Origin of the sequence: Ruminococcus flavefaciens MA2007 (genome assembly GCF_000621845.1) — a bacterium.
Taxonomy (GTDB): Bacteria; Bacillota; Clostridia; order Oscillospirales; family Ruminococcaceae; genus Ruminococcus; species Ruminococcus flavefaciens_E.
The window spans coordinates 103285-118901 of the sequence record NZ_JHXF01000007.1; the positions used below are offsets into that span (position 1 = coordinate 103285).

Sequence of the window (15617 nt, forward strand, 5' to 3'; positions counted from 1 at the left end):
ATAACTGTAATTATACGTTTTATAGAACTTTACTGGTTCTCGTGGAAGAAGTAAGGCAGAGCGTCATAGATGTAATGACGAACCTGCGGCCACCAGTGTACATTGCCTCTTGCTTCGAGGAAGTACAGGTTGCCCTTTGAGAAGTCGGATGTGTATGTGAATACGTCTGTATTCTTTTTTAGCTCGTTTATCATCGGAACCATATTTCCGTATGCAAGGTCGTCCGTACCTGTTGCAGCCAGTACGAAATACTCATTCTTCTTGAAGCCTGAGTTTCTTGCAGCACTGAGCACCTTGCCTGCGCCGTCCCAGCAGTGACCTGACAGCGGCATGAAGTATGCGATGATATCGAGATTGTTATTGAAGTTTGCCCATGTTGAGCCGCCGCCCATCGAGAATCCGCCGTATGCACGGTGATATCTCGAAGCTCTGAGTCCGTCGATAGACGTATCCTCAGCGTATGTGGAATACTTCTTCTCAACGTAAGGGATAATGCTCTTGCGCATCTCCTCCCAAACGCCGTCAGCGCTTGGAGCCTTGTTGAACGTAGGAGTAACAACTATCATAGGCTCTATGTCGCCGTTGGCTATCATATTGTCCAGCATGATATCAATGTTGATATTGTCGTCGTTGAAGCAGGTCTCCTCGCTCTCTCCGCCGCCGTGCATGAGATAGAAGACGTTGTACTTCTTGGACTCGTCATAACCGTAAGGCAGATATACGTACATATTCTTGTTGCCGTTTATGCCGTTGTAGTTTTCCTTGACAACAGTACCGTGATTCGCAGGCTGACGGAAGTAGCTGTCAGGAGCTGCCTTGTACTGGAGATTAGCGTTGTAGTTGAAGTCGCTCTTAGGCGGCTCAGGTGAATTATCGGGGAACTCCTTTATCTTGCCGAGAACGTAGTTCTGGAGAAGAACAAGGTCGTTCATCTCGTACTTTGTGCTCTTGTCAACGTCAGCAAGCTTTGAGATTTCCGCACTGCTGCTTGCAACGAGAAGCTTTCTTGCTCTCAGAACATCGAAGGAATTTACCTTTCCGTCGGAATTGATATCGCCGAGGATAAACTGTCCGCCCTCTGCTCCCCCGATGACTGTGCCAGCCTTAGCAGCCTTTACATCGTCAACATAGAAGTCGCAGGTGCTCTTGTCCGTCTCAACGTATATCATAATATTCTCAGCACCCGAAGGTATCTGAAAATCAGTATTTGCCAGCTGTACCCACTTGCCCTTCATAGGCTGACCTGTAGCTATCTTTGCGTACTTTGTCTCGTCACCGATGTCGTACTGCATGGTGAAGTGGAATGTATCGCTGTCTCTGCCGCTTTCGTACATAACGTTAGCGCTGAAGCTGTAGGTCTCACCTGCCTTGAAGCTGCTGCCCAGCTCGATAGCTGCGCCCTGATATGCTTCACTTCTGCCCGAGCAGAAAAGGGACTTGCTGCCCTTGTAAGCCTTTGAAGCAGTATCAACGCTTGCACCTGCTCTGCCTGTCCAGTCGCCGATACCGTCCTCGAATGAGTAATCGAAGATGTAATCGTCTGTTTCCGTGCTGCCCGAAGCAGTTGTAACCGTAGTCGTCTCCTTCTTAGGAGCAGTAGTTACAGAAGTTGTTGTCGTGGTCTTCTTAGGAGCTGTAGCAGTCGTTGTGGTGGTTGTAGTCTTTGCAGGCTGCTCCTCGCCGCTGCCGAAACGCCACCAGTCCATATTCAGCAGATAGCCGCTGCCGCCTGTGAACTTGAAGTAGAGGTCATGCTCGCCGCTTGCGCCGCTGATATCGCATGAGACCTCCTTCCATGTCTGCCAGCCGCCTGTGCCCGACACCTTGCAGGTGCCTATCTTCTTGCCTGTAAGGCTGTCAAGGTATATCTCAATGTCTCCGCCGTCTGTATCGGATGAAACGCTTGCTGTGAACTTGTCTGTGCCGCTGCCGAAGTCAACTCCGCTGACCTTGATGTAGCTGCCGTTCTGGATATTGCCCACATTCAAGCCGCCTTCGCTGCACTTCTCGGTCTTTACGCCCTTTGAGAAGCAGATAGTCTCAGCCTCTACCCTCTTGTACGGATCGAGAGCCTCAAGCTGCTTCGGACCTGTCTTTGTAGGCGAGATAGTCGGGATAGAGCCGTCTGCGCCGTACCAAAACTCGTCTATGCAGACGCTTCTGTCGAAGGTTCCGCCGCCCGGAAGACTTGCGTCGTGATAGAACAGGTATGAATGCCCCTTGAAGTCGATAACGCCGGGGTGGTTTGTGAAGCAGTTGATAGGCTTCATAACCTGTCCGCCGTATGTCCATGGACCTGTCGGTGACGGAGCTGTTGAGTAGCCGAGGCTCTCACCGCCGTCATTGCCGTAGAATGCAGCAAATACAAGATAATACTTGTCATTGCGCTTGTAGAACCACGGACCTTCGCCGTAGGACGAAGCCTTGCTCGAAGGACCGAAGCTCTGGGCGTTCATGTCAAATTTGCCGATAGAACCCGAATAGCTCACCATGTCCTCGTTGAGCCTTACATAGTAGCAGGTGGGGTTTCCGAACATCAGCCATGCCTGTCCGTCATCGTCGATAAATACGGTAGGATCGATGTAGTCCCAGTTAGGACCAACAAGAGGCTTGCCTAAAGCGTCCTTGAACGGTCCTGTGGGCGAGTCGGCTACTGCAACGCCTATTGCACGTCCGCCGCCCGATTTGTTCTCGAGAGTCACATAGTAATAGAACTTGCCGTTGCGCTCTATGCACTGTGCAGCCCATGCCGAGTCCTCCTTGCCCCATGTAAAGGAATCCCACGATAAGATCATGCCGTGATCTGTCCAGTTCTGCATATCCTTTGAGGAATAGCAGTGCCAGTCAGGCATATAATAAAAATCGGATTTATCCTTGTCGCGGCCTGTATAGAGATACACTGTGTCGCCGTACACCATAGGCGCAGGATCGGTGCTGTAGATGGTCTGGATAGCAGGATTGTCCGCCTTGACAATACTGCCGTCAGAAATGGCTGTCAAAGATGTCAGAGACATTGCAGCCGCCGCAGCGAATGAAATGATCTTTTTCATAAGTATGCCCCCATTATTAAGTTTTTTAGATGCTTACCTATAATTTCCCTTCTGGTTTTGTGAACTTCTTAACGGTCAGAGTTCACACTTTCTTTATATATTTTCTATATTATAATGTATATTGTAGTAATAATATACCAAAATTTTCCTTTAAGTAACAATATCTTTACCCTATTTAGCAATTTTTAACGATATTTTATAATTTTATTATTTTTAAACTATACAGTGTAAATACTATTATTTAAAAAGTCCACCAAAAATGTAAAATACAATGATATCTTAAACATAAAAACCTGTACAATGATTGTTCATCTTTTTACATTATTGTTATATATCGTCTTGGTATAGTCAGCAATTTTTAGCCAAGATATACAAGGTCCGCAAATTTTAACTTGCAATTAACAGGTCAGATGTTTTATAATGATATCATAGAAATAAAAGGAGCACTTGGCTCCTTATGGGGATTACTGAAATCATAAGTTTGCTTTTTTTCTAAAAAACAAAGGAGTGATTGAAGTGAAAAAAACAGTTAAACAATTCATCAGCAGCGCCGTTACAGCGTTAATGGTGGCTGCAAGCCTGCCTGCCGTTCCTTCTGTGAACGCAGCCGACGCCCAGCAGAGAGGCAACATCGGCGGTTTCGATTACGAAATGTGGAACCAGAACGGTCAGGGACAGGTATCAATGACGCCTAAGGCAGGCTCTTTCACCTGCTCATGGAGCAACATTGAAAACTTCCTCGCACGTATGGGCAAGAACTACGACAGCCAGAAAAAGAACTACAAGGCTTTCGGAGACATTACCCTCTCCTACGACGTAGAGTACACCCCAAAGGGCAACTCTTATATGTGCGTATACGGCTGGACGAGGAACCCTCTCATGGAATACTACATCGTCGAAGGCTGGGGCGACTGGCGTCCACCCGGAAATGACGGCGAAAACAAGGGTACAGTTACCCTGAACGGCAATACCTACGATATCCGCAAAACAATGCGCTATAATCAGCCATCTCTGGACGGCACGGCTACATTCCCTCAGTACTGGAGCGTCCGTCAGAAGAGCGGTTCACAGAATAATACCACCAACTATATGAAGGGTACTATCAGCGTATCCAAGCACTTTGACGCATGGTCAAAGGCAGGTCTGGATATGAGCGGTACTCTCTACGAGGTATCCCTCAACATCGAGGGCTACAGATCAAGCGGAAACGCTAACGTTAAAGCTATCTCATTCGACGGCAGTATACCCGAGCCCACAAGCGAGCCCGTAACTCAGCCCGTTGTCAAGGCAGAGCCTGACGCAAACGGCTACTACTTCAAAGAAAAATTCGAGAGCGGCGCAGGCGACTGGTCAGCCCGCGGAACAGGAGCTAAGGTAACAAGCTCTGACGGATTCAACGGTTCAAAGGGCATACTGGTATCAGGACGCGGCGACAACTGGCACGGCGCACAGCTCACACTCGACTCAAGTGCTTTCACAGCAGGCGAAACATACAGCTTCGGCGCACTTGTAAAGCAGGACGGCGAGTCCTCAACAGCTATGAAGCTCACTCTCCAGTATAACGACGCAAGCGGCACAGCCAATTACGATAAGGTGGCAGAGTTCACAGCTCCAAAGGGTGAATGGGTGGACCTTTCCAATACATCGTTCACTATCCCGTCAGGCGCTTCAGACCTTATTCTCTATGTTGAAGCTCCCGACAGCCTTACGGATTTCTATATCGACAACGCTTTCGGCGGCATCAAGAACACATCTCCTCTTGAAGATGTCGGAAGCCATACTATCAGCACTCCGGGCAGCGAGACAACAACAGTCCCAACAGCATCAAATAAGGGTATCAGAGGCGATATCAACGGCGACGGCGTTATCAACTCATTCGACCTTGCTCCTCTCAGAAGAGGCATTCTCAAGATGATGTCAGGCAGCGGCTCGACTCCCGAAAATGCTGACGTAAACGGCGACGGTACCGTAAATGTTGCAGACCTCCTGCTTCTCCAGAAGTTTATACTCGGTATGGAGAAGTCATTCCCCGATCCTGTAACAACTACTACGACCAAGCCGATAACAACAACTACCGAGAAGATAGTTATCACAACTACTTCTTCATCTTCTTCAAGCTCAGGCAATAACCTCAATGCAGATATCCGCAAGGATATGCCTACTTCAGTTCCCGGCGGAAACGAAAAGAGCGGCGGCTGCAAGGTCGAGAAGAAGACATACAACTGCAAGTTCACAGGCGGTCAGAAGAGCTGCAACGTTATCCTGCCTCCTAACTACAGCGCAAGCAAGCAGTACCCTGTTATGTACGTTCTCCACGGTATCGGCGGCAACGAAGGCAGCATGGTAAGCGGCATGGGCGTTCAGGAGCTTCTTGCAGGACTTACCGCAAACGGCAAGGCAGAGGAAATGATAATCGTTCTCCCGAGCCAGTACACCAGCAAGAACGGCAATCAGGGCGGCGGCTTCGGAATCAATCAGGAAGTATGCGCAGCTTACGATAACTTCCTCTATGATATCTCAGACAGCCTTATCCCATTCATCGAGGCTAACTATCCCGTTAAGACAGGCAGAGAAAACCGTGCTATCACAGGCTTCTCAATGGGCGGACGTGAAGCTATCTACATCGGTCTTATGCGTCCCGACCTCTTCGCTTACGTTGGCGGAGCTTGCCCTGCACCCGGTATCACACCAGGCAAGGATATGTTCATGGAGCACCCAGGCTGTATGCAGGAGAGCGAAATGAAGTTCAGAGACGTTGGACCTGAGCCGAATGTATTCATGATAACAGGCGGCACAAACGACGGCGTCGTAGGAACATTCCCCAAGCAGTACAGCGATATCCTTACAAGAAACGGCGTTGACCACGTTTACCAGTCTATCCCTAACGGCGGACACGACGCAGGCTCTGTAAAGCCTCATCTCTACACATTCATGAGATACGCATTCAAATAATGATATAGTTGACATATGAAGGACAGCGCTTTATGCGCTGTCTTTCTTTTTGTGCAAAAAGAAAAGCCATTTGAGCTTCAAAAGCTCAAATGGCTTATACTTATAATAGTATAACTTATTCTGTTCTGAGAGCCTCCACAGGATCCTTTCTTGCCGCAACGCCCGACGGGATAAGTCCCGAAATAAGAGTGAGCACCATGCTTATGATGATAAGCACTATCGCTCCCTTTACAGGAACATGAGCGCGGAGCGTATCAAGGCTGGTCACGCTGTGGATTATGCTGTTTATCGGGATAGTCAGGAGCACCGAAACTCCGATTCCCATAAGACCTGCCGCAAGACCTACAAGAAGAGTCTCTGCGTTGAAAACAGTCCTTACATTGCGCTTTGAAGCGCCGATAGCTCTGAGGATACCTATCTCTCGTGTTCTTTCAAGAACTGAGATATAGGTGATGATACCTATCATAATTGATGAAACTACCAGCGAGATACCTACGAAAGCAATGAGCAGGTAGGATATACCGCTTATAATGCCTGTGATAGAGGACATGAGAAGTGCAACCACATCTGTATAGTGGATAACGTCCTGCTCCTTAGTGGTACCGTCATTGTAGCGTGTGATAGCGTCTGCGATGTCGTCCTTGTCCTCAAAGCTCTTGACGTAAATGCGTATCAGCGACGGATCGGTCTCGTCAGCAACGCCCAGTGTTTTGAGGTTGTCATCATATGTGGAGTCCGATATCTCCTCGGGAGTATACTTATCAAAGATAAGTCCGTATACCTCATCGCTTATCGTTGCGGAATCAAGCATTTTTGCCAGCTCTGCATTGGGAAGAGAGCCAAGCTGTTCCTGAACCGCCTTAGCGTACTGCTCGGCTATCTGAGCACGGATAGCTTCTTCTGCATAGCTCTTGACTTCCTCGTCGCTCATCTGCGCAACAAATGAGGTTATCTGCGAAGCGTCAACTCCCAGCTCTGCGGAATACATCTCTGTTATCTGGCTAATGAACTGGTTTCGGTCAAAGTCCTTCATAGCCGCCTGCACCTGAGCGTCTGCCTGTGCAGGATCGGGCTGTTCGGCAACAAGTCTGTAAATGTCAGCCTTTGTATCGGCGTCAGCGCTCTTGATAAACTCCTTTGCGGTATCAGCCTTTTCCTTGGCTGTAGGAGCAACATAGTCATCTGTCATGAACTTTGTACCTGTCAGCACATCGTTCTCCTTGTCCTCTGTCTGGGACTTTACTATATCACTGTTCTTGGTCTTTTCAATAACATAATCGGTAAGAGCGCTTGTGTAGCACACATAGCCCTTGAGCATAGGCACCTTTACGTCCTCTGTAGGGCGGATAAAGCCGACTATCTTGATATCTGTACCAATATCGCCCGAATCAAAGAGATAATCAAGTCCTGTCTGAGTTGCCGAGATATCATTGTAGCCCTTTCCTGTGGGGTTCTTCTGATAGTACTCGCAGGGAAGTATCATCTTGAACTTCTTGTTTGTTATCTCATCGATATTCCACTCAGTCTGACCATAATCAGTTATCTCCTGATTGCTCATTACAGCCTTAAGCTTCTCACTGAAGCCCTCCTGATCCTTGAGTCCCATAGCGTAAACTATGATATCGGGGAGCTCGTTATTTCTGGTGAGAACAACAACAGCCTCGTCGTATTTCTCAGGCCATCTGCCGTTTACCACCTCGTACTGTTCCTTGACGATATTGCTTACAGGCTCGCCGTTCTCCCCTGCCAGTATTTCCTCCATGACATTGAGTCCGAAAGCCTGCATCTCCATGCCTGCCATAGGATTGTTCATGGTAGCCGCCATCATGTCGGAGTCGCTCATGCCCATAGCCTTGCTGTACATATCCATAAAGTCCACCTTGATGATATCGCCCGAGGGAGACTCGGTGAACACAGGCATTTTAACGTCGTATCTGTAGCCTACAGCCGTGGACTTTTCCTTGATAACGCTGTCGCTGTCGAGGAATGTCTTGAAGTCCTTCATATTGTTTATCTGCTTTGCAGAGGCATTGAAGGAGTTGAACATATCGTAAACCTGAGTATTTGCGTAGACCGTGTCGTCCTTGAACTCTCGGCTCTCGTACTCCTCCTGATTTTTCATCAGCGCATTGAGCATACCCGAGGTATCGGTGTTTTCACGCATTATCTCCAGCGGATAAGAGGAAAGAGTTTCCTCCTGAACGTTGTCGATGTACTCGTTGATACCTGTTGCAAGGGAAAGAATCAGGGCAATACCGATGATACCGATAGAGCCTGCAAAGGCTGTGAGTATCGTTCTTCCTTTTTTGGTGAGCAGGTTATTGAGAGAAAGCGAAACAGCCGTGCCAAAGGACATTGAGACCTTCTTTTTCTTCCGGACTTTTTCCTTTTTGTCAGCCTTTTTCTTCTTGTCCTTTTTGGACTTTTCGCCGTCAAAGGGAGCGCTGTCCCCTGTGAGCTTTCCGTCCTTTATCTTTATGATACGTGTTGCGTACTGGTCGGCAAGCTCAGGGTTATGAGTTACCATTATTACCAGCTTATCCTTGGCTATCTCCTTCAAAAGCTCCATTACCTGAATGGAAGTCTCCGAGTCGAGAGCGCCTGTAGGCTCGTCGGCAAGGAGTATATCAGGATCGTTTATAAGCGCACGGGCAATAGCCACACGCTGCATCTGACCGCCCGACATCTGGTTGGGCTTCTTGTGGAGCTGGTCTCCCAGACCTACCTTTTCAAGAGCCTCCTTGGCACGTTTGCGGCGCTCGGACTTTGACACGCCCGAGATAGTAAGAGCAAGCTCGACGTTGGATAATACTGTCTGGTGCGGGATAAGGTTGTAGCTCTGGAAAATGAAGCCGATAGAGTGGTTTCTGTAAGCGTCCCAGTCCCTGTCCTTGTACTCTTTGGTGGAAGTACCGTTGATTATGAGGTCTCCCGATGTATAATGGTCGAGACCTCCGATGATGTTGAGAAGCGTGGTCTTACCGCAGCCCGAATGACCGAGGATAGCCACAAATTCACTTTCGCGGAAGGTAACGCTCACTCCGTCAAGAGCCGTTACGATGTTCTCTCCGCTGCCGTACTTTTTAACTATGTCTTTAAGCTGTAGCACTGGATCTCCTCCTGTAAATATTTTTACCTTTAATCCTATATGCATATTAAATTTTCCACTTTTGATTATAGCACTTTGACGAATAAAAGTCAATCGCGTTGTAGGAAATTAACAATGGTTTCACACAAATTTCACAAAAGAAAAGGACACTGTTTGTTGACAGTGTCCCTTGTTATATTACTTCATGCCGTACTTCTTGAGCAGATTGTCGATCTTTATGTGAGGATCGATGATCTTGCTGATAGAAACGTCGTGATTGATAGCTTCAATGAAGTATGCGATGTACTTTGATACGTCTACCTCGTGGAACCAAGGTCTGCTGAGGAGCTCAGGTGTTCTGTATGTGAGGTTTGTACCGAATACACCGTCGATAATGCCGTCCTCATAAGCCTTGTCGAACTTTTCAAGACCGTTTGTGAAGATAGCGTAAGTAGCGTAAGCGAAGAATCTTCCTGCCTTCTTTTCTTTTAGAGCAGAAGCAACGTCCAGCATAGACTCGCCTGATGAGATGATATCGTCTGAAACGAAGATATCCTTGCCCTCAACAGGGTTTCCGAGATATTCGTGAGCAACGATAGGATTGCGGCCGTTTACGATAGTCGAGTAGTCTCTTCTCTTGTAGAACATACCCATTTCAACGCCGAGAACAGAAGCATAGTACATATTTCTGTTGAGAGCTCCCTCGTCGGGGCTTACTACCATGAACTTGTCCTTGCTGAAGCTTATATCCTTAACGTCCTTGAGCATAGCTTTAAGTACCTGATAAGTAGGCATAACGTTATCAAAGCCCATGAGCGGGATAGCGTTCTGAACTCTCGGATCGTGAGCGTCAAAGGTAACGATGTTTGATACGCCCATAGCCTCCAGCTCCTGAAGTGCGCAGGCACAGTCAAGTGACTCCCTATAGCTTCTTCTGTGCTGACGTCCGCCGTAAAGAGTAGGCATGATGACAGTTATGCGGTGAGCCTTGCCGCTTGCAGCCTGAATTATTCTCTTGAGGTCCTGGAAGTGGTCGTCAGGAGACATAGCGTTCTGCATTCCGAAGTAGTCGTACTTTATGCTGTAGTTTCCGACATCAACGATGATGAAGAGGTCCTTGCCGCGGATAGTGGACTTGATGAGACCTTTGCCGTCGCCCGAAGAAAAACGGGGGCATTCGCTCTCAACGAGGAAGGAATCAACGTTGATACCGCCCTTGCCTGCCCAGTCAACGAGATAATCGTCGATCTTCTTACCGAGCTCGGTAACGCTGTTCATAGCGATAATGCCGATAGGTGCGACATTTGAATCGCTGCCGAATAAAATTTCACTTGAAGCTGTCATAAACACTTTTTCCCGCGCAGATGCGCAGGATACTCCTTTCGCTTTTTAGTCACTTTCGGTCAGAGCATTGCTCACTTGCAGAAATTCTCGATATATCGCTCGATATCCTCGGCAATTATCTGTTTTGCAATATCCGCATGATCGACCTCGTTTACGGCTGTTGTTTTGTTTTCAAGTTCCTTATAAACTGTGAAAAAATGTGTCATTTCATCAAATACGTGCTTTGGAAGCTCCTCGATATCCTTGTACATATTGTAATTAGGATCGTCGAAGGGTATAGCGATGATCTTCTCATCGTGATGGCCGTTGTCCAGCATTCTGATAACTCCGATAGGATAGCATCTTACCAGCGTAAGCGGCATGAGCTTTTCCGAGCAGAGCACGAGAACGTCCAGCGGATCGTTGTCATCTGAGAAAGTTCTTGGGATAAATCCATAGTTAGCGGGATAGTGGGTGGAAGTATAAAGGATACGGTCCATTATTATGAGACCTGTCTCCTTGTCAAGCTCGTACTTGATCTTGCTTCCCTTGCCAATCTCGATAACTGCGATGAAATCATCGGGACTTATTCTTTTTGGACTGATCTTATGCCAAATATTCATAGGATTTCCTCCGCGGCAGTCCGTCCGTGCATCGGGCACAGTAACGGAAATGATTTGATAAAGCCATTAAACATGACGTTATCCCCTACTAATTAGTATACCATTTTTTTGTGATTTGTCAATATGACCATTCAATTTCGGCAAATCTGATAAATTATCCAAAAATCCCGAAGATTTTTCGTCTTTTCGACTTCAATCGTCAGAATATTTAACTGTCGTTTGTTGATTCAACAGCGAATATTAATAAAGCGTGAATATATCTAATAAAAATTATAATAAAAGTCTATTGATTTTTTATGTAATTTGTAGTAAAATAGTTATATGCTATATTCCGCAAATATAAAAAAAGATCATTCATTCGTAGAACAAAAATCAAAAGGGGGTATTGTCATTGAGCTATAAGATAGCGGTCATTATTGAAGAAATCGGACAGAGCTACCAGAGCGCTATCATCAGCGGTATATCAACAGGTGCCGAAAAATACGGTCTTAATGTCTCCGCATTCACGTCATTCAGCGGCGACATGGACAATCCGCGCCATGATATGGGAGAGTTCAACGTGTTCAATCTCCCTGATTTTTCCGATTTTGACGGAGCTATACTGCTGACCAACACACTTTCACATCAGGTCGTCGTGAACGATATACTTGAACGCATTACAATAGCAGGCATACCTGCCGTAAGCATCGACAACGACCTCGAGGGCTTCTATCATATCGGTATCGACAACAAAAACGCCATGCGCGTTATCACCGAGCATATGATAAACGTCCATAATTACAAAAGATTCGCCTATATCTCGGGACCTGCCGAAAATCCCGAAAGCTCCGACAGACTCGCCGCATTCTGCACAGTCCTCGGCGAGCACGGTCTTGAGATAACAGATAAGGCTGTTGCCTACGGAGATTTCCGCGCTCCCTCGGGCAAGACTGCCGTTGAGCAGTTCCTCGATGAGCTGCCCGAGCCTCCCGAGGCTATCGTCTGCGCAAACGACGTAATGGCGGCTTCTGCCATAGCCACACTTATGTCCCACGGACTGAGAGTCCCCGAGGACGTGGCAGTCACAGGCTTTGACAACACCTACAACAGCCATAATTACCAAATGGAGCTCACCTCAGTTGCGAGACCTCTTGAGCTGTCAGGAGAGCTTGCCTGCAAAATGCTGTACAACCACTTCAACGGCATTGTTCAGGAAAGGGATATTATCCTCAATATGTCCGCAATGTTCACGGAGAGCTGCGGCTGCGGACACAACGCTGTTTCGGACGTCAGCAAGCTTAAAGAGCTCAATTACATGAATTTCTCCAACTTTGAGAGCATACAGACCTATATGTCCGTGCTGAACAGAATGTCCACACAGCTTCTTGCCTGCAGCAATTTCGACGATTATATCGCTTCCCTGAAGCGTATCACCGTTGAGATACACCCTGACGAGTTTTACTTCTGTCTATGCGAGAACTGGGATTCCGAGACCGACGTTGACCGCTCAACAAGCAGACATATGAGACGCAGGGCTGTCCCCGTGGCATATACGGACTATGTGATAGTCCCCATAGCGTACAATAACGGCGAATTCCACGAATGCTGCCGCATACGCTCTCAGGACATCCTGCCGCCCGTTGCAGAAGGCGGCAAAGACGGCAAGCTTTACTTCATAAATCCTCTGCATTTCGGCGAACGCTGTCTCGGCTACATGGCTATCAGGAGTACTCGCCTGCCCCTTCAGAACATCATGTTTGAGACCTTCTGCATAAACATCTCAAACTCACTTGAGAACATCAGAAAGCTCATGTGCCTTGAATACGCAGTAAAACGCCTCGGAAGCCTGTATACCATGGATACGTTCTCGGGCATATTCAACCGTAACGGCTTCATGCAGGCAACTGAGGATATCTATAACGACTGCATGGAAAAGCACCGCGATATAATGCTCATGTTCATCGACCTTGACGGACTGAAAGTCATAAATGACACCTACGGTCACAGCACAGGCGACAAGGCTATTTGCAGTATTGCTGACGTGCTTGTGGACTCCTGTCAGAACGGCGAGATATTCTGCCGATTCGGCGGCGACGAGTTCATAGTATTCGGCGCTGATTATACCGAAGAAATGGCGCAAAATCTCACAAACACCATACAGGAGAATATCAGCAAGGTCAACGGCGCAGGCTTCAATCCGTTTATCCTCAGCGCAAGTACAGGCTATGTCATCGCCACTCCTCAAAAGGGAGAGGATATCTTCCGCTTCGTAACGGCAGCCGACCAGCAGATGTACAACGTCAAGCGCCAAAAGAAGCCCCGCCGCTACGCATAAGTTTTCAAAACCGCAGCATTTGCTGCGGTTTTTTCATGCATGATCCGTAATTTTTGGTGCAGGGGCGAACAGCGTTCGCCCGTTTTTTCGCATTTTCATGTTTTCGGGCGCACACTGTGCGTCCCTACATTCTTAGTTCTTAGCTCTAAAATCTTGATACTTGATTTTTTTGACACTCTCCTATTGAAAAAAGCTCCCATTTGTGGTATAATAATCTAAATATATCTTTAGGAGTCATTGTATGAAAAAATGGACCGTCGGCGTTCCCGACAAAAAAACGGTCTCTGCTCTTATGCTGAGCTGCGGAGTTACCTCACTTGCGGCTTCCGCACTGGCAGCAAAGGGCTATTCCTCTCCCGAATCAGTAGTGGAGAGCCTGAATACGGACGAATTGTCCGATCCCTTTCTCATAAAGGATATGCAGGAGGCTGCGGATACCATAAACTCAGCCATTGAAAACGGCGAGCGTATCTGTATCTACGGCGATTATGACTGCGACGGCGTAATGTCTACAGTCATTCTGTATTCCTATCTTGCAGAAGCGGGGGCGGACGTTACTTATTATATCCCCGAGCGCTCCGAGGGCTACGGTCTCAACATGAAAGCCGTTGATAAGATATCCGACGACGGAGTCACCCTTATAGTCACCGTAGACAACGGAATATCGGCTATCCCCGAGGCTGAGTACATCTACGCCATGGGCATGAAGCTCGTCATCACCGACCACCACCAGCAGGGTGAACAGCTCCCCAAGGCTGAGGCTATAGTTGATCCCCACCGTCACGACTGCTTCTCCACATTCAAGAATATGTGCGGCGCAGGACTGGCACTGAAACTGGTTGCCGCTCTTGACGGCGGCGACTACACCATGGCGCTGGAGCAGTTCGGCGACCTTGCCGCTATCGCTACAGTTGCCGATATAGTAAGCCTTACAGGCGAGAACCGTTTCCTTGTTTCCTACGGTATGGAGCTCATAAGCAATACCGATAGGCCTTCACTTATGGCTCTCAAAGAGGTATGCGGTCTTGCGGATAAGCCCGTGAACACCCAGTCTATCGGCTTTGGCATAGCTCCGCGGATAAACGCCGCAGGACGCTTCGGCTCTCCGAAAACAGCGGCAGAGCTTTTTCTCTGCGAGGACTATGACGAAGCCCTCACAGCCGCCCGAGAGCTGGACAAGCTGAACAATATGCGCAAGGACGCTGAAAATGCCATTGTTTCGGATATATTTGCAATGATAGATGAAAAGCCCGACCTCATTCGCGGAAGAGTAATCTTCCTGTGCGGCAAGGACTGGCACCACGGCGTTATCGGCATTGTTGCCTCACGTATAGTGGAACACTTCGGCAAACCCTGCTTCATAGCTTCGGAAAGCGAGGGCGAGCTCCGCGGATCGGCACGTTCATTCGGAGAGTTTTCGGTATTCGGCGCACTGACCGCCTGCTCCGAGGTGCTTGAAAAGTTCGGCGGACACCCTGCCGCAGGGGGCTTCACCATAAAAAGCGGCATGGCGGACAAGTTCAGAGAGCTTCTTGAAAAGTACGCCCTTGAAAATCACAGGACCATGCCTGTTTCAGAGCTGAAAGCCGACGCTCCCCTGACTCCTCAGGAGCTGAACATACAGAACATACAGGGACTTGACCTGCTGGAGCCCTTCGGCACAGACAACGAAAAGCCCCTCTACTATATTGAAAACGCGCAGATTCTGGATATAATCCCCCTGTCTGACGGCGCCCACTCAAAACTAAGAATAAAAGTTGGCTTCACACAAGCGGAGGCGCTTGTATTCAGGAAGTCTCCCGAGGAGCTCATAGTTTCAAAGGGCGACGTCTGCGACATGATAGTCACCCTCGGAGTAAACGAGTTCCGCGGAAACATATCGCCCAATATCATCGTCAGCGATATCCGTCCCCACGGATTTGAGCAGAGCAAATACTTCGCGGCGCTGTCAGCCTTTGAAGCCTTTCTCCGCGGCGAGGAGCTCCCAAAGAACTACTACTCTCATATGTACCCCAAAAGGGACGACGTTGTGAAGATATACAAGTCCATACCCGATCAGGGCATATGTACGGATACCCTGTACATAAGGCTCAATGATCCCAACATAAATTACTGCAAATTCTGCGCCGCCGCAGAAGCTCTCAGACAGCTGGGGCTCGTTACGGTGTCAAGCGCTGAATCAAAGATAAAAAGAGTCAAGGTCACTCAGAAAGCCGACCTTGATTCAGCTCCCGTGCTTGTGTCTCTCAGAAGCAGGCTCGGCTGAA

Annotated in this window: 7 protein-coding genes; 3 read left to right on the forward strand and 4 right to left on the reverse strand. The window is 48.1% G+C overall.

The window, feature by feature from the left end; genetic code table 11:
- Positions 1-29: 29 nt before the first annotated feature.
- Positions 30-3050: a family 43 glycosylhydrolase gene (locus T497_RS0103715; RefSeq protein WP_028514454.1), complete on the reverse strand. Its 3021-nt coding sequence runs from the start codon at positions 3048-3050 to the stop codon at positions 30-32.
- A 516-nt stretch (positions 3051-3566) separates the two neighbouring features.
- Between T497_RS0103715 and T497_RS17315 the strand changes: the two genes are divergently transcribed.
- Entirely contained in the window at positions 3567-6002 is a 2436-nt protein-coding gene (locus T497_RS17315) for a glycoside hydrolase family 11 protein (protein ID WP_051530508.1), read from the forward strand.
- Positions 6003-6117: 115 nt separating this feature from the next.
- Here T497_RS17315 and T497_RS0103725 read toward each other — a convergent pair whose 3' ends face one another.
- From T497_RS0103725 to T497_RS0103735, 3 genes are all read right to left on the reverse strand, one after another.
- Entirely contained in the window at positions 6118-9111 is a 2994-nt protein-coding gene (locus tag T497_RS0103725; protein ID WP_028514455.1) for an ABC transporter ATP-binding protein/permease, read from the reverse strand.
- Between the two features lie 177 nt (positions 9112-9288).
- The gene (locus tag T497_RS0103730) at positions 9289-10434 is read right to left on the reverse strand and encodes a ribose-phosphate pyrophosphokinase (protein WP_028514456.1); all 1146 of its coding nucleotides are present in this window, start codon (positions 10432-10434) and stop codon (positions 9289-9291) included.
- Positions 10435-10505: 71 nt separating this feature from the next.
- On the reverse strand, positions 10506-11036 hold the full coding sequence (locus T497_RS0103735) for an inorganic diphosphatase (RefSeq protein WP_028514457.1): 531 nt from the start codon (positions 11034-11036) through the stop codon (positions 10506-10508).
- Between the two features lie 391 nt (positions 11037-11427).
- Between T497_RS0103735 and T497_RS0103740 the strand changes: the two genes are divergently transcribed.
- Together T497_RS0103740 and recJ are read left to right on the forward strand one after the other, a co-directional pair.
- Entirely contained in the window at positions 11428-13350 is a 1923-nt protein-coding gene (locus T497_RS0103740) for a substrate-binding and GGDEF domain-containing protein (protein ID WP_080693286.1), read from the forward strand.
- 241 nt (positions 13351-13591) lie between these two features.
- Entirely contained in the window at positions 13592-15616 is a 2025-nt protein-coding gene (gene recJ, locus T497_RS0103745; protein WP_037324394.1) for a single-stranded-DNA-specific exonuclease RecJ, read from the forward strand.
- Position 15617 lies beyond the last annotated feature (1 nt).

What these genes read in the sequence shown, in the direction of transcription:
- T497_RS0103715 (WP_028514454.1), bottom strand. Translation starts at nt 3,050, where the DNA reads ATGAAAAAGATCATTTCATTCGCTGCGGCGGCTGCAATGTCTCTGACA.
- T497_RS0103730 (WP_028514456.1), bottom strand. Translation starts at nt 10,434, where the DNA reads ATGACAGCTTCAAGTGAAATTTTATTCGGCAGCGATTCAAATGTCGCA.
- recJ (WP_037324394.1), top strand. Translation starts at nt 13,592, where the DNA reads ATGAAAAAATGGACCGTCGGCGTTCCCGACAAAAAAACGGTCTCTGCT.
- T497_RS0103735 (WP_028514457.1), bottom strand. Translation starts at nt 11,036, where the DNA reads ATGAATATTTGGCATAAGATCAGTCCAAAAAGAATAAGTCCCGATGAT.